The sequence below is a fragment of the Chloroflexus sp. genome (genome assembly GCF_049970315.1).
In the GTDB taxonomy this organism is placed as follows: Bacteria; Chloroflexota; Chloroflexia; order Chloroflexales; family Chloroflexaceae; genus Chloroflexus.
Genome location: NZ_JBMFNE010000020.1, coordinates 63,871 through 78,593, shown reverse-complemented (window position 1 = coordinate 78,593; position 14,723 = coordinate 63,871). Strand labels below are relative to the sequence as shown.

The 14,723-nt window shown below is 53.8% G+C and carries 13 protein-coding genes and 1 rRNA gene; 4 read left to right on the top strand and 10 right to left on the bottom strand.

From position 1 onward, the window contains the following. Positions 1 to 78 (bottom strand): 16S ribosomal RNA (locus tag ACP5OT_RS13450); the annotation flags it as partial. A 440-nt stretch (positions 79 to 518) separates the two neighbouring features. Here ACP5OT_RS13450 and ACP5OT_RS13445 point away from each other — a divergent pair. Beyond that, complete coding sequence (locus ACP5OT_RS13445) at positions 519 to 1,514, top strand: CaiB/BaiF CoA transferase family protein (protein ID WP_424676035.1); 996 nt, start codon at positions 519 to 521, stop codon at positions 1,512 to 1,514. Here ACP5OT_RS13445 and ACP5OT_RS13440 read toward each other — a convergent pair. From ACP5OT_RS13440 to ACP5OT_RS13410, 7 genes are read right to left on the bottom strand one after another with little or no spacing between them, the layout of a single operon-like run. After that, a complete protein-coding gene (locus ACP5OT_RS13440; RefSeq protein WP_424676036.1) occupies positions 1,504 to 2,397 on the bottom strand; it encodes a TlpA family protein disulfide reductase in 894 nt (297 codons plus the stop codon). The genes ACP5OT_RS13445 and ACP5OT_RS13440 overlap by 11 nt on opposite strands. Positions 2,398 to 2,408: 11 nt before the next feature. Next, positions 2,409 to 2,807 carry a FixH family protein gene (locus tag ACP5OT_RS13435; protein WP_428132401.1) on the bottom strand — a complete coding sequence of 133 codons (399 nt, stop codon included), beginning with the start codon at positions 2,805 to 2,807 and terminating at the stop codon, positions 2,409 to 2,411. Positions 2,808 to 2,824: 17 nt separating this feature from the next. Further along, the gene (locus ACP5OT_RS13430; protein WP_424676038.1) at positions 2,825 to 3,490 is read right to left on the bottom strand and encodes a DUF6962 family protein; all 666 of its coding nucleotides are present in this window, start codon (positions 3,488 to 3,490) and stop codon (positions 2,825 to 2,827) included. Positions 3,491 to 3,515: 25 nt separating this feature from the next. Then, positions 3,516 to 3,797: a DUF507 family protein gene (locus tag ACP5OT_RS13425; protein ID WP_015942094.1), complete on the bottom strand. Its 282-nt coding sequence runs from the start codon at positions 3,795 to 3,797 to the stop codon at positions 3,516 to 3,518. A 15-nt stretch (positions 3,798 to 3,812) separates the two neighbouring features. Further along, the gene (locus ACP5OT_RS13420; protein ID WP_424676039.1) at positions 3,813 to 4,490 is read right to left on the bottom strand and encodes a class II aldolase/adducin family protein; all 678 of its coding nucleotides are present in this window, start codon (positions 4,488 to 4,490) and stop codon (positions 3,813 to 3,815) included. Then, a complete protein-coding gene (locus ACP5OT_RS13415; protein WP_428113078.1) occupies positions 4,462 to 5,523 on the bottom strand; it encodes a hypothetical protein in 1,062 nt (353 codons plus the stop codon). The genes ACP5OT_RS13420 and ACP5OT_RS13415 overlap by 29 nt, the downstream gene beginning before the upstream one ends. A 54-nt stretch (positions 5,524 to 5,577) precedes the next feature. Continuing rightward, positions 5,578 to 7,002: an amidase gene (locus tag ACP5OT_RS13410; RefSeq protein WP_424676041.1), complete on the bottom strand. Its 1,425-nt coding sequence runs from the start codon at positions 7,000 to 7,002 to the stop codon at positions 5,578 to 5,580. Positions 7,003 to 7,110: 108 nt separating this feature from the next. Here ACP5OT_RS13410 and ACP5OT_RS13405 point away from each other — a divergent pair, with 108 nt between their 5' ends. Beyond that, a complete protein-coding gene (locus ACP5OT_RS13405) occupies positions 7,111 to 8,163 on the top strand; it encodes a saccharopine dehydrogenase family protein (protein WP_428132399.1) in 1,053 nt (350 codons plus the stop codon). Positions 8,164 to 8,243: 80 nt separating this feature from the next. Here ACP5OT_RS13405 and ACP5OT_RS13400 read toward each other — a convergent pair whose 3' ends face one another. After that, positions 8,244 to 8,423, bottom strand: a complete 180-nt coding sequence (locus ACP5OT_RS13400; protein ID WP_424676043.1) for a hypothetical protein — start codon at positions 8,421 to 8,423, stop codon at positions 8,244 to 8,246. 470 nt (positions 8,424 to 8,893) lie between these two features. Beyond that, positions 8,894 to 9,421, bottom strand: a complete 528-nt coding sequence (locus tag ACP5OT_RS13395; protein ID WP_015942089.1) for a hypothetical protein — start codon at positions 9,419 to 9,421, stop codon at positions 8,894 to 8,896. Positions 9,422 to 9,623: 202 nt separating this feature from the next. Here ACP5OT_RS13395 and recN point away from each other — a divergent pair, with 202 nt between their 5' ends. Continuing rightward, positions 9,624 to 11,384, top strand: a complete 1,761-nt coding sequence (gene recN / locus ACP5OT_RS13390; protein ID WP_424676044.1) for a DNA repair protein RecN — start codon at positions 9,624 to 9,626, stop codon at positions 11,382 to 11,384. A gap of 33 nt (positions 11,385 to 11,417) precedes the next feature. Further along, positions 11,418 to 14,642, top strand: a complete 3,225-nt coding sequence (locus ACP5OT_RS13385; RefSeq protein WP_428132397.1) for a hypothetical protein — start codon at positions 11,418 to 11,420, stop codon at positions 14,640 to 14,642. Positions 14,643 to 14,723 lie beyond the last annotated feature (81 nt).

The window sequence follows — 14,723 nt, the reverse complement described above, 5'->3', positions numbered from 1 at the left end:
ACGGCCGCTGCGTTCGACTTGCATGCATTAGGCACGCCGCCAGCGTTCGTCCTGAGCCAGGATCAAACTCTACATAGCATAGATGGTGTCGAGTTACAGCTTACGCTGTTCCCTTCACCGAATTGACGTGGCATCTATTTCTGGCTTACTCGTCATTCAGTTGTGAAGGTGCGCTGCGGAACGAGGGAGAAAACAAAACCAGGAAAGTTCAGCATTACTGAAGTTTCCTGGCGACGTCTCTGAATTGTCTTCAGCGCGTTTCGCTCGGTTTGCTCTCCACTTGTTTAGTCTGCCTCGCTACTCGCGAGTGAGACCTCGTTCGTTCCAGCTCCGATAGTATATCACTCTGCTTCTAAGTTGTCAAGAGGTTTCTATTTTCTCGATTTTTCGCTTCATAGTGCTCTAAACAACGTTTTTCGATTTCGGTTATCTGTATGGATTCTTGTTCAAACAGGCTCGTGTGGCGGTTGTGTTACGATAACACCATTGGCAGTCGCTCTGGTGAGTGGTGCATACCTATGCTTGACCTTTCACAGACATTGCATGGCATATCGGTGATTGAGATCGCGAACTATATTCCGGGGCCGTTGTGTGGTGCTTTATTGGCCGGATTAGGCGCAAGGGTCGTCAAGATCGAACGGCCCGGTGGCGACCCTATGCGAACGTTGCCTCCAGTTGATCAGACCGGCGAACATCCACTGTTTGCTCTCCTGAATGGAGCCAAGCACTGTCAAACACTCGATTTGCGCCAACCTGATGCACTAGCAGTATTGCACGATCTCGTGCGAGTAGCCGACATCTTGATCGATGGTCTACGTCCGGGAGCACTTGATCGACTTGGGCTGTCAGACGAGGTTTTGTTACAGCTTAACCCAAGCTTGCTGATCGTGTCGATCAGAGGCGCGCCAATTGGTCACACACACCGTGCGGCAGCGTTACACGACTTGAATGCACAAGCATTGAGTGGCATGCTGACAGTAGGCGAACAACCACCACGTGTGCTCGGTGTGCATGCAGCCGATATGGTGAGTGGTCTTATGGCAGCAAGTGCCGTATTGGCAGGTTTATTAGCTCGCCAACACTCAGGACGAGGTGGACGTATCGAGACTTCGATGCTCGCTGCCGCACGTTGGCTTAATACACCGGCGTTGGCGTTGGCATACGCCGGCTTAGCTGCGCTTGATACACTAAACGGTAGTCTCGCGTGCTACCGTTTGTACCAGACTGCCGATGGGCGCTGGCTGGCAGTAGCTGCGCTGGAAACGCATTTCTGGGAGCGGATGTGTGCCGCTATTGATCGGCCCGATCTTATTCCGTTACAGTACAATCGTCCGGCTCAACGCATGCTCATCGAAACCCTTGCAGCTACATTCCGTCAGCGTTCGTTGGCTGCATGGATGGATACGTTTGCCAACCTCGACGCATGCATTTCACCCGTCTTGACACCGGCGGAAGCCGGGCAAGAGGGTGGATTAAGCGTAACCTTGGCTGTTGAGACGTTGCCTAGGGATTGACGGGCTGTCCGGCGGCTAGTTGCGCAATCGCCGGACGCAACTCGTCAAAGGTGATCCCACCTTCGTAACGGGCTTGAATGATACCATTCGCGTCAACTAAGAATGTCCATGGCTCGGTACGTAGATTCCACTCGTGCATAGCATCAACCGTCTTGGCCTGTTGAAATGACTCGCCGAATGGATAGGGGTACACTTCGATATGGATAAAGTTGACGCGATCCCCGAATTCGTTTTTTAGCTGCTTCAACACGGCTATATTCGGTGCGCATACGGCAGTTTGGCAGTAGCCGGGAGTGGCAAAGGAAACGACAAAAGGCTTACCACTCGCTAGCGCCTCTGCAACGGTCAGGCGATAAAAGTCAGGATCGGGACGAGGATCTGAAGTTAAACGATCGAGGGACGGTACATCGGCAGCAGTGAGATTGCGTACCGGAATAGCCTTATCCCCTACCATCGGGGCAAAAGCCCGTTCACTCACGTCAAGTCTGATTCGGCTCCGTTGCGATCCGGTCGCTTGAGGGATGTCGATCTCGGCTTCCCAACCACCTGCTCGATCAAAGGTAGCATAAGCGACGTATAAACCGACCGGTAACCCTTGACCACGGTACACCGCTTGGGCCGTCATCACCGGTTTCGTTCGATCGCCACCGGGACCAACATAGTAGAAGGTAACATTGAGCGAAAGATTTGGATCGTTGAGCGGTACCCCACCCTGTAACAGACCAAACGGTAGTCGGTTGGGACCCACGACCAACTCCGAGGCTGCGATAACCGGGGCTATTGGTGTAGCCGCCGGTGTCGGAGTCGCAGTTTGCGATGCACATCCGGTTATGAAGACGACTATACTCAAGGTGAAGAGCAGGATTAATCGTAATCGTAGCATGATGTTCTCCGTTATTGCAGCACATCGCGGTGGAACGTTGCCCGATAGGTCATTGAATAACGTTCCACCACAACGGTAATTTCCCATAATCCCTCCATAGTATACGCCGTGCGTGCCCAATAGCGACCCGGCCCATCGGGTAGTGCAACCGGCCTGGTGACGCCCATTGGCATCGCCGGCATGTCAAGATCGAGGTATACATTGGCATCATCGACCGGGTTGCCTTGGGCATCGTGGAGCAAGACGATAAAATCGACGGCGGTATTCATCCGTGGTCGGTTTGGTGTATCGAGTGTTATCTCGAGATCATCGACAATCTGTGTTTCACGGAGTGGGACAACACCACTGCTACACGCCACCAATGCGACGACCACTACAATGAGCCAAAAGCACTGTGTCCAAGCTACCATCACCCATCTACCTAATTTCAACTTTCAGGATTTGCCGCTAATGTAACCCGAACACCCTCAACAAGGAAGGGAAAAGCTGTCAATTGCACCAGATGAAACAGACCATTATGGTCAAACGGGAGCTTGCCGATCCTCAATTCTAAGGAACTAGTTTGTATACCGGCGGCGAGCATCGTGATAAGAATACCAATAGTGATGTTTCTGGCACCAGGATACCGGTGGCGATCAAGATCGATGTAGATCACCAATGCAGTGAGCATCACTGTAATTTCGTAAAGAATGAAAGGGAGGAACCCGCGTTGTACACGACGGCTCAGCCACACAAAACCACGGGCCGCAATGACCAACAGCGGCAACACCCATTGACCGGCCCGTTTTCCCCAACGATCACTGATTGCGCCGGTGGCGAACAGAGCAAGCACCAAACCGAGCAACAAATTGAGGGGCTGCCAGAGGCGTTCACGGCTGGCCTCAGATAGACGCAAACCATGAACAATCGTGCCGAGCACGCTACTCCCAACCAGGATCCCAAATGCACTCTGCCAGACTTGCCGACGCCAGCTTGGTTCACCGTGCAGACGCCATATTGCGATATAAGCTCCCACTGCCAACAACAGATCGGTAGCAGCGGTTGTCTGTTCGCGTGGATCATCAATCAGGTTGTCGGTTAGCCACGTCTTCAACTTATTGTCCTGGTCATTTCATTGATTAGAGAACGATCTTACGTTCGGCAATCAGGCGCTGGCGTAAGCGTCGGAAGAGCGTATCATAATCGAGACGCCCGTGGGTAATCTCATACTTGTACGCTTGCAACATCTGATGAACCTCGGCGTTCAAGCGATCTTCAACTTCTAGCTCGTCGATCATAATCTCGCGAATTGCGGCCCGCAATTCGGGATCGCTCGTCTGAAACAGCACGCCATCGGTTTCAGCTAACACATCAACTAGCATTGTTGCCAGTTGATCAACTTTAGCCGGAGAAAGTTTCATCGTTTTCTCCTTTCATCACACACGCCCGGCCAGCCGAAATGCCCGCCGTACTTCGGCCAATTCGGCGAGACGCTCGGGCGGTAAGGGCCGCGCACCACCAAACAGATGGGCCGCTAGCAGGATACGCGCACAGTGTTCAACTTGTTCCATTCGGTGGAAGGCCTGCATCAGCGTTGCACCGTAAGTTAATGCACCGTGATACGCTAATAGGATAACCTCGTGATCGGCGACAAATGGGGCAATTGCCGCTCCCATCTCGGTGGTACCGGTGAGAGCATACGGTGCAGTTGGTATCGGACCGAGGGCGATCTGCGCTTCAGGCAGCAACGGCTCAGCTAAACTAACGCCGGCAAGAGTAGCCCCAACCGCCGTAGGTGGATGAGCATGAACACAAGCCATAATATCGGGCCGATGTTGGTAGACAAAGAGATGCAAATAGCGTTCTGAGGACGGCTGGCGATTGGGTTCTCCCCGAATTAACCGTCCGTCGAGATCGACGACGACCAGATCATCGGCGGTCAGCATCCCTTTGGCCAAACCGGCCGGAGTCATCAAAATCGTACCATCAGGAAGCCGGGCCGAGAGATTACCATCACCGGCTACGATCAACCCCCGCTCATAGAGCAGGCGACCGCACAATACCATTTCGGCGCGTAGCGCCCTTTCAATCTCGGTGAGTGAGGTGGTGGTCATAACGTTTTTGTTGGCGAAGACGGAATAGGAGTATCGCTGCTACAATCCAACCCGACCATGCCAGCAATGGACGGCTAAACCGCATCGCCAGCACAACAATGAAGAGCAAGAGGCGAAGCATCTGCACGATCAGACGCTTCGCAAGTTCTGGACGAGACGGGGAACCCCAATCGATCTGCGCGAGACGCGGCAGTAATCCCCGCTCAACACATCCTTCGAGCGAAAAGAGATAGATGGTATCGGTATATTGAGCGGCGAGCAGTAGATCCCGTTCGAGCGCATCCCATGTCAGTGGCGGTAAATCCTCGGCGCTACTAGAACGTACAGCACTGCCGACGATACAACCGACGGCAACTGCATCAGCCGACGGACCGTAGCTATCGATTAGAGCACCACCAAGGTCGTTGCCCAATTGTTCGAGCGGAATACTGCTGAAGCAGAGCAGAACTTCAACATCGGCAGGCAAGTCAATAATATCGAGTGCGCGCTGGATCGTCGTTGTTGCGGCTCGCCGATCATCAACGATAACCGGTAATTGATAGGTATGCACTTCATAGCCATCGTGATGAATTTCGGCGATTAAATCGAGATAGGCCGCTCGCGCACTCTCGTACAGGACATTTTCGTGAGCAAGCCAAATGCGACGGGCAATATCGCGCATACCACGTCGCCGACTGGCAATGACCTCACCTAAAGGCGGCTCAATATCGATCCCAATAGCTTGAAAATGTAGCGAGTGTGTCGATGCCCACTGACGCACCGCCCGATACCGCTCAATCGCCTGCGGATAGTTCTGGAGATTGAACCAGAAACCTTCTTCAGCAGGCAACAGCAGCCAAGCGATCACCGGAATGTGATGTTGGTTGAGCAATGCAACCGCTTGCGCTGTTTCAAGCGACAGGTTGTGCAGTGCAACAGCAATACCATACTCGCCATTTGCCAGGAACGAGAGCACTCCCGGCTGCGTGAGCAACTCAAGGAGGGGCGGCCCTTCTAGCTCACAGAAGAAGATGATCTGTGGCCGTCCCAACATAGATGGTATTCTAACCGGTGATGATACAGTTTGCACGTATGCATTATAGCACTATCAATTTGATTTCGTTGCGAGGGACGGATGGCGTCGCCAATATTGCGTGGCCTGCTCGTAGGCATAGGCTAGCTGGAGAACGCTCAGATCAGCTCTTGGTCGCCCGATAATTTGGATCCCAACCGGTAGACCATCGCGGGTAAAACCGGCCGGTACCGAGATCGCCGGTACGTTACAGACCGAAATGTAATAGCATGAGCGCATCCACTCAATATAATTCTGCATTGGTACACCATTGATCTCGGTAATGTACGGCTGCTCAACCGGAAATGGGGGCACCTGGCTCACCGGTGCAATGATAAATTCATACGTCTGCATAAACTCGTACAGGCGAGCCAATAGCGCCGCGTGCAATCGCATCGCACGCCCAACTTGTGGGCCACTTAACGCACGCCCAGTTTCAATATTCCATACAACAGTATCTTTGATTCGCGCACGCTCGTGATCGAGCAACTCACCAAGGGTGAGTTCGTAGCGAAAGGCGCGCATGACCTGAAAGATCTCATCGGCATCACGCAAATCGGGGGTGGCTTCTTCAACGATACAGCCAAGTTGCTCGAACACTGCACGCTGACCCATGATTACTTCAGTAACGCGCGGATCGACAGGCAAACCACCTAGATCAGGACTCCATGCAACCCGCACGCCACGCAGGTCACGTTCGAGTGATTGAGCAAAGATACCGGCCGGCTCGCTGATCGAGAGCGGCGCACGCGGATCAGGACCGGCAATTGCCTGTAACACAAGAGCAATATCGGCCACGGTACGTGCCATTGGGCCATCGACTACAAACGGCAAATACGGCGTGGGATCGGGCCAAACCGGCACCCGACCGGGAGAGGGACGAAAACCAACCACATTACAATACCCTGCCGGATTGCGCAGTGATCCGCCAAAATCACTACCATCGGCAATTGGGATGAGGCCACAAGTAAGAGCTACCGCCGCACCACCGCTACTACCTCCACACGTTTTGCTCAGATCGTAGGGGTTACGAGTCGGGCCAAAGATCGGGTTGAACGTCTGCGAACCGGCCCCAAACTCAGGCGTATTCGTCTTCCCAATCGTCACTGCACCGGCAGCTTTTAGACGGGCGACGATCAGTGCATCAAAATCGGGGACAAAATCGGCAAAGATCGGAGAACCATACGTCGTGCGTAGACCTTTAGTTTCGGCCAGATCTTTGTGGGCAACCGGTAAACCGGCTAGTGGTCCGGGGTCTTCGCCACGAGCTAGAGCAGCATCGATGGCGTTGGCCCGCCTCTGGGCACCCTCAACATCAAGCGTTACGATCGCGTTTACGCGAGGATTGATCGCCTCGATCCGTGACAAGTGTGCAGCGAGCACTTCGCTGGCAGAAACGGCGCGTTGGCGGATCAGACGAGCAATAACGGTGGCCGGTTGCAAACAAAGTTCTGTATCCATAGATGGCACTCATTGAAATACATATCGGCACGCGCTGTTATTGTATCAAAACCGTGATGTATCATTGTGAAGATACGAAACGATTCCTCGCTTACGCGAAAGGTGAGTATGAACGATTGGATCATCTACGGTGCGAATGGTTACACCGGAACACTTATCGCTCGTGCTGCGGTGGCTGCCGGACTCCGGCCACGCTTAGCCGGGCGCAACGCAGAGGTGATTGCAGCATTGGCACAAGAACTGAACGTACCGTTTACGATTTGCCGCCTCGATGATCGAGATGGACTGCGCAACACACTACGTGGGGCGCAATTAGTGTTGCACTGCGCCGGACCGTTCCAAGAGACAAGTTCACCGATGATCGATACGTGTCTATCTACCGGTGTGCATTATCTCGATATCACCGGCGAGATTAGTGTCTTTGAGGCAGCAGCGGCCTATGACGGAGTTGCCAAACAGACCGGTATCATGCTGATGCCCGGTGTGGGCTTCGACATCGTACCGTCAGACTGTCTAGCCGCCCATCTCGCCCGTCGCTTGCCGACAGCAACGACATTGATACTGGCGTTTCGTGCGCTCGGCAGCATTTCACGCGGAACTGCGATTACTATGTTAACTATGGCAGCCACTGGCTGTGAACGACGTAACGGCAGATTAATCCGAACACCACCACTATCGGAAGTTCGCACGTTCGATTTTGGACGCGGACCACAACCCTGTGTCAGTATTCCATGGGGTGATGTTGCGACAGCTTACTACACAACCGGTATTCCCAACATTAAAGTGTTTGTTGCAATTCCACGACGAGCACGGTACTGGCTTGGATTAGGACGACGGCTATTACCGATGATAAAGTTACCGGTGATACGTCAGGGATTGCGTTGGTTGCTGGCCCGTACTCTCTACGGTCCTGACCTAACGAGCCGTACCCACGGGCGAAGTACGATTGTTGGTGAAGCCTCCGAGCTTAGTGGACGGCGTGTGATAAGCCGATTAGACGGTCCAGAAGGATACACACTCACGGTACAGACTGCGTTGTTGATTGTACAGAAAGTATTGAATGGGAATGTGACACCAGGATTCCATACTCCCGCCGGTTTGTATGGGTCTAACTTGATCACCGAGATACCAGATGTGGTTATACGTGACATGGGTGATTAAATAAAATTAAACAAAGTAGCAGCGTTGTGACTGACTAGCTCCACCCATTATCGCGCCACAACAAGCGACGACCAGCCCCGTCACAACACACGGCGACGACCAACTCCGTCACGACGCGCGGTGGTCAGCCCCGCCACGACACTCAACGACCAGCCCCGCCGCGACGCCCACGGCAACCTGCCCCACACGCCACCACGACACATTGCCCAGCGACCGGCCCCACACACCACTGAGATACGTTGCCCGGCGACCAGCCCCACATCCAACCGCGAAACATTGCCCGGCAACCTGCCCCGCTACGACGCGCGACGACTAGCCCCTCCATTCACAACACGCGACAACCAGCCCCGCCGCGACGCCCACGACAACCTGCCCCACAACCACTGCGACACGTTGCCCGGCAACCTGCCCCACCGCTACTGTTGCTATGATAATGGCGTACTCGCCATGTCACAGCGAGTACGCCATTCTATCACCCGTGAGAGACTGATGCTCGCTACACGCATTGTTACATCTTCTTGATACTCTTCCGTACCGTTATCCTTCAACAGTTGTCACCTCATTCTTCGCGGTACAGACTTCATACGCTGCAAAAACGAGACGTTGCAATCTACGCCATAGTTAAGCCACTCGTGACCAACTCGCATTGCTCGATAGCTAACCGACAGCAGTCACCATTGGTGTACGATGACTAGACTAAACGTGTATGGCTAACTCATCCACAACATTCCTAACGAACAGACATCTGGCGCAAAATGTTCTGCCGCTCTTCCGCCGTTACCAGCCCAAAACCATCACCGCGATTGAGATAGACAATCTCCTCGTTCTTGATCCCTACAACGAGATCGGGTAGCGCATCGTTGTTCAAATCGGCTAACCGCATCGTGATCGGGGTCAAGTCCTCGTTGGCGCCAACAAGGTACGGTCCGATAATGGTGCGGGTTTTGGAAACATCACCGCCGGGAATTTCCAAAATGAGCACCTGCCGATCGAGATTCATGGCGATCAAGCGTGTCGGCCCCATCGTCTCCTCTGCGCGACCAACGTCGGCAGTGAGATGAAAGGTACGCGGTCGCCCATACCTCCAGTCATCAACGACAACCTGCCCCCAACCGATCAGGCCGCTGACAAGGACGTAGAGCGCTAAAATGGCCAGTAAACCGGTCACGATGTACGCGGTATTGCCGAATGAAGAGACCGGTACAGGAACTGATGGCATCCGGCGTGTCGAGCGGATTTCACGACTTGTTACTGCCATGGCAGTCCTCCTCCGCTAGTAATTAGAACAAAAGTTCTTAGCTCACTTGTTCGGGATTATACCAGAGCACAGATTGACTGTCAAGAACCTTTGTGCTATGTTTGCGTATAGACCGACAGCCAAATAATGGCAAACCGGTTATGGTACAATGCTCGCAGGATGATACCGCTGACACTGCTGAGACATTCGTGGCACCTGCGATATGTTGATCGAGTTGCAGATTCAGGATTTCGCTATTATTGATCGTCTGCATCTGCGCTTTGAGCAGGGCTTTACTGTGCTTACCGGTGAAACTGGTGCCGGTAAGTCGATTATTATTGACGCTCTCAGTACCTTGCGCGGTGAGCGAGTTGATCCTACCTTTGTCCGCGCCGGATGTCCACGAGCAAGGGTTGAAGGTGTCTTCAGCCTTGATGATTGTCCGCATATACTCCCGCTACTGACCGAACTCGGTTTACTGACCGAAGACGACGATCAAGTCATTCTGGTTCGTGAGATCTCTGCCGAGTCGGGGCGTAGCATCGCTCGGATCAATGGGCGTGCAGTCAATAGCGCCACTTTACGCGAGATTGGGAGCCGGCTGATCGATATTCATGGTCAGCACGAAGGTCAGTCACTGTTTAACCCCCGTACCCATCTTGAACTGCTCGACCGGTTTGGTGATTTGTTACCGATACGGCAGCGGGTTGCTGATCAGTTGACGGCATTGCGAACGGTACAAGCCCAATTAGCCGAACTCCGCACCGGAGAAGCTCATCGACAAGAGCGGATCGAAGAGCTGGAGATGCTGCGTGACGATGTCATGGCAGCGAAGCTTAAACCCGGCGAAGAGGAAGCATTGTTACGGGAACGGACTATTGCTCAGAATGCAGCTCGGATTGCCAGCTTAACCGATGATGCGTACCGTGTACTGTATGCCGGTAGTGAGGGACGAAGTGGACGATCAGCGATTGACGCTATGGCTCTTGCGGTTGACGCCTTGAACGAATTATCCCGCTTTGATCCGCGCGCAATTCCGTTGGCGCAGCAAGCTACCGATATCCATTATCAACTGGAAGACTTGGTAGCGGCATTGCGCAGCTATCGTGCTGATCTCGATATCGATCCGCGTCGCCTCGACATGATCGAAGAGCGGCTAACAGTACTGCGGGATTTACAGCGCAAGTATGGGGTTGATTTGGCTACGCTCATCGAGCGGGCTACGCAAGCTGAAGCAGAGCTTGAGAATCTGCGTAATCGCACGAGCCATATTGCCGATCTTGAGAAGCAAGAGCAGGCTTTACAGGCTGAATTGGCCCGTCTTGCCATTGAATTATCGCAGCGCCGGCGTCAAGTTGGTGATGAATTGAGTCACCAGATTATCCAGGCAATGCAAGATTTGGCGATGCCTAACGTCCATTTCGCCGTTCAGATAACATACGACGATGATCCACAGGGGCTACCGGTAAACGGACGCCGGGTTGCTTGCGATCGGACCGGCATCGATCGGGTGGAGTTTTTGATCGCCCCTAACCCCGGTGAGCCACTGAAACCGCTGGCCCGTATCGCCTCAGGTGGCGAGAGTGCTCGTTTGCTACTGGCTCTGAAGTCGATTCTTTCACGGGTAGATGAGGTGCCAACCCTGATCTTCGACGAGATCGATACCGGTGTCGGTGGCCGAGCAGGTCACGTGGTTGGACAGAAGCTTTGGGCGATTAGTCAACGTCATCAGGTACTGTGTATTACCCACTTGCCGCAAGTGGCAGCGTTCGCTAACGCGCATTACCATATCCGTAAAGAGGTTCATGCCGGGCGCACACGCACCAGCGTTGAGGTGTTGTCCGCCGAACAACGGATCGATGAGCTTGCGGCAATGCTCGATGGTGTTCCCAACGACCATAGTCGGGCTAATGCTCGTCAGATTCTCGAACGAGCACAGACTTGGAAATCGCACCGCCAAGCCGAACTGATGACAAAATCCTAGTATCAAGACATGCAGAGAGGCTTCGAATTCATCATGTCCTCGCAGAGTACGATTGGTCGCTGGAGTGTACGGGTGATTGAGGCTAGCTGGTTATTGGCCCTGACACTCGTGCCAATTTATTTTAACCTCTATTCGGCCCGCCATTTTGAACCTGACAAGGCGGCTGTGTTGCGTTCGCTCGCGTTGATCGGTCTCACCGCCGGGTTGGCTTGGTTGCTTGATTGGCTCAGTCAGCGTCCTTCCGATACCCAACCGACGTCATGGTGGCAAACCGTGCGTGCCTCGCCGCTCCTCTGGTCAATCGTGGCCTATACAGCGGTATTTGCTTTGACAGCCATAACGTCCATCACGCCCACAGCTAGCCTATGGGGGTCATACCAACGCATGCAGGGGTTGTACACCTACCTTTCCTACGTGATGTTAGGTGTGTTAGTCGCCGTCGCCTTACGTACACCAGCCCAACGAGAGCGCTTTGTCACACTAAGTCTGTCTGCCGCCACTGTCGTATCGATGTACGGAATCATGCAGCATTATCAGCTTGATCCGTTGCCGTGGCGCGGTGATGTGATTGCCCGCGTCGCCTCAACGCTGGGGAATTCGATTTTCGTGGCAGCCTACTTAATTATGATCGTACCGCTAGCGTTCTACCGACTGGGTGCGACTCTTGCCGCTGCACGAGTCGCCCCAACAAGCGATAGACCGGCCGCCGAATGGCGCTGGGCGCTGTCACGTGTCTCACTCTGGTTGAGTGGCACCCTCCTGATTATCGCTATCTTGAAGTTTAGTGTAGCAATTCAGACAATTGACTTTCGTTATTGGTGGCTCTTCCCAGGAGCAATCATCTGTGCGACTGCACTCTGGTGGCTACTAACAGTTCATCGTAACCAAGCACTCCCACGCTGGCCACTGATACTTACCCTCCTGTATCTGCTAGGCTTTGCATTAGCGTTCGTTATGAACGCATCTGCCGGCGTACAGCAATTTGCATCACCCGACATCGCAGCAAATGCGCTTGATTGGGGCGTATGGCTCGGATTAGCGATAGCTGTCTTAGTTATCGGCTATGGCCTCACCCTTGTCGGTAATCCACCGCCCGAACCGTCACGTTTGACGTGGCAGCTTAGTGTTATCGCCCACGCGGTTGTATTGATCCTTGTCTTGTTAACCATCTTTTTCAGCCAGAGTCGCGGTCCATGGATCGGACTCGGAGCTGGACTATTCGTATTCATCTCGTTGATGCTGTGGTACGGGCGACAACGGTTACGGGCAAATGGCAATCTTAGCGGTAGTCGCTTGCTGACGCAGGCATTGGCTGGCTGGATAGCGTTGACCGTCTCGGTCAGTGGGTTTCTGATCGTGTTTAATCTATCTGATGCTCCCATCTTTACCCAAATGCGCGAAATTCCGTACCTTGGTCGTATGGGGCGACTGCTGGAAGTGGATAGCGGTACCGGTTTAGTACGGCGGTTGATTTGGGTGGGAGATGAGCACGGGAGCGGAACTATCGGTCTGATCACGAGTGATCCACTGCGCCTCCTCATCGGGTGGGGGCCGGAGAGTATGTTCGTCGCTTTCAATCGTTTCTATCCACCGTCGCTGGCAAATGTTGAAGCGCGTGGCGCTTCCCCCGATCGTTCACATCAGGCATTGCTCGATGAGCTTGTGACAAAAGGCTTGTTTGGCTTAGGAACCTATCTCTGGTTGATCGGTAGCCTGGTCTGGTTTTGCTTTCGTCAATTGCGTCGACCGACGAGTTGGCAGTATCAACTGTTCATCATCGGTATTTTGAGCGCAATCACTGCCCATGTGGTCGAAGGACTAACCGGTATCCCCATTGTGGCAACCCTGATGATGTTTTGGTTGTTGATAGGGTTGGCTATCGCAGCAGAGCGCATCGAGCACGGGCATGCCCAACGACCAACCACAACCCCTGAACCGGTCGTGGCGCAGCGGGCCGAACGCCAATCTACGCGCCGAAACCAACCGCGCCCGCCGGTACGCCGTCCGTCCGCTCGCCGTCCGATTGCCGGTACGATAGGCACCGTCGCTCTGATAGGTCTGATTACTGCCGGCCTGATCTGGTGGTTGAACATACAGCCCATTTACGCCGACATGCGCTTTCAGCAAGGTCAAAGCTATAGCGACCAGGGTCAAGTTTCGATCCGCACCCAGCTCGCTACCCTCAATGAATATATCGCCACCATCCGGGCTAATCCGGGTGAGGACTTTTACTACTTGCACCTTGCCCGTAGCTTAATGTCACTTGCCGAAACACTCCGTCTCCAAGGTGTCAATCTTGGTGAGGCCGGTCAACCTCGTCTTGACGCACTGTTACGTCTCGACGGGATAGAGGCGGTGACCGGATTCGTCCAGCGTTCTTCGCCGTTAAGTTTACTTGCCCACGCAGAGGCGGCATTATTGCATGCCCATCAACTTAGCCCACTCAACAAAGACCATTACGCAAATCTCGGCAGAATCAATCTATTTTGGTATAGTTGGACGAACGATGTGCAACGGTTGTATACGGCGCTCAAGTGGTATGAGCGCGTCGCCGAGATTGCCCCTCAAGATGTTGCACTGATGAACGAGCGGGCCGGTGTCCTGATACAACTGGCCGAATATGCCACTGTTAGCGGTGATGCTGCACAAGCCGGCACATTCTTCCAACAGGCCGATGAGTTGTTGCACACTTCGGCTCGACTCGATCCGAACTTCGGTGACACGTCTCTCCGACGCGGTGAGCTGATCCGTATTCGCAGCGGTGATCTCGATACAGCCACGATATACTACCTCCGCGCCATCGAGCAAGCACCTCAGCAGATGGTTGAGAACCTTGATCGGATTGCTCCCGCATTGAACAGTCGCCCCGATCTGCTTAACCAACTGCGTGACGCTTTCGCCGTACAGGCGGCGCGCGCAGAGCGGGTGTTAGCCGAAACGCGGGAAAAACCGGAACGGGCGTTCGAACTACCCACCCTTGAAGCACAAGCTGCAAACCTGTATGCAGCCGTCGCCCGCCTCGTGGTGCAGACAAACGATTTTGCCGGCGCCGTTGAGCCATATGCACGTGCAGTGTCGATCCAACCGACAAATACTGCGTTGAGCGAGCAGTATACGTTGGTATTGAGTGAGACACTTCAATATGATGCAGCATTGACCGAGGCACGCCGTATGTTGGCGGTTTTGCAGCGTAGCGGTCGTACCGGTGAGTTATCCCGAGTTGAGCAACTGATTAAGCAGATTGAGCAACTGCGGTAACGCAAAGATCGCGAAGAACGCAAAGATCGCGAAGTAATTGTGAGTTGGGCACTGACGAGCAAAAGAGAGAGAGCTGAAATT

What these genes read in the sequence shown, in the direction of transcription:
- ACP5OT_RS13445 (WP_424676035.1), top strand. Translation starts at nt 519, where the DNA reads ATGCTTGACCTTTCACAGACATTGCATGGCATATCGGTGATTGAGATC.
- ACP5OT_RS13440 (WP_424676036.1), bottom strand. Translation starts at nt 2,397, where the DNA reads ATGCTACGATTACGATTAATCCTGCTCTTCACCTTGAGTATAGTCGTC.
- ACP5OT_RS13435 (WP_428132401.1), bottom strand. Translation starts at nt 2,807, where the DNA reads ATGGTAGCTTGGACACAGTGCTTTTGGCTCATTGTAGTGGTCGTCGCA.
- ACP5OT_RS13425 (WP_015942094.1), bottom strand. Translation starts at nt 3,797, where the DNA reads ATGAAACTTTCTCCGGCTAAAGTTGATCAACTGGCAACAATGCTAGTT.
- ACP5OT_RS13420 (WP_424676039.1), bottom strand. Translation starts at nt 4,490, where the DNA reads ATGACCACCACCTCACTCACCGAGATTGAAAGGGCGCTACGCGCCGAA.
- ACP5OT_RS13415 (WP_428113078.1), bottom strand. Translation starts at nt 5,523, where the DNA reads ATGTTGGGACGGCCACAGATCATCTTCTTCTGTGAGCTAGAAGGGCCG.
- ACP5OT_RS13410 (WP_424676041.1), bottom strand. Translation starts at nt 7,002, where the DNA reads ATGGATACAGAACTTTGTTTGCAACCGGCCACCGTTATTGCTCGTCTG.
- ACP5OT_RS13405 (WP_428132399.1), top strand. Translation starts at nt 7,111, where the DNA reads ATGAACGATTGGATCATCTACGGTGCGAATGGTTACACCGGAACACTT.
- ACP5OT_RS13395 (WP_015942089.1), bottom strand. Translation starts at nt 9,421, where the DNA reads ATGGCAGTAACAAGTCGTGAAATCCGCTCGACACGCCGGATGCCATCA.
- recN (WP_424676044.1), top strand. Translation starts at nt 9,624, where the DNA reads ATGTTGATCGAGTTGCAGATTCAGGATTTCGCTATTATTGATCGTCTG.
- ACP5OT_RS13385 (WP_428132397.1), top strand. Translation starts at nt 11,418, where the DNA reads ATGTCCTCGCAGAGTACGATTGGTCGCTGGAGTGTACGGGTGATTGAG.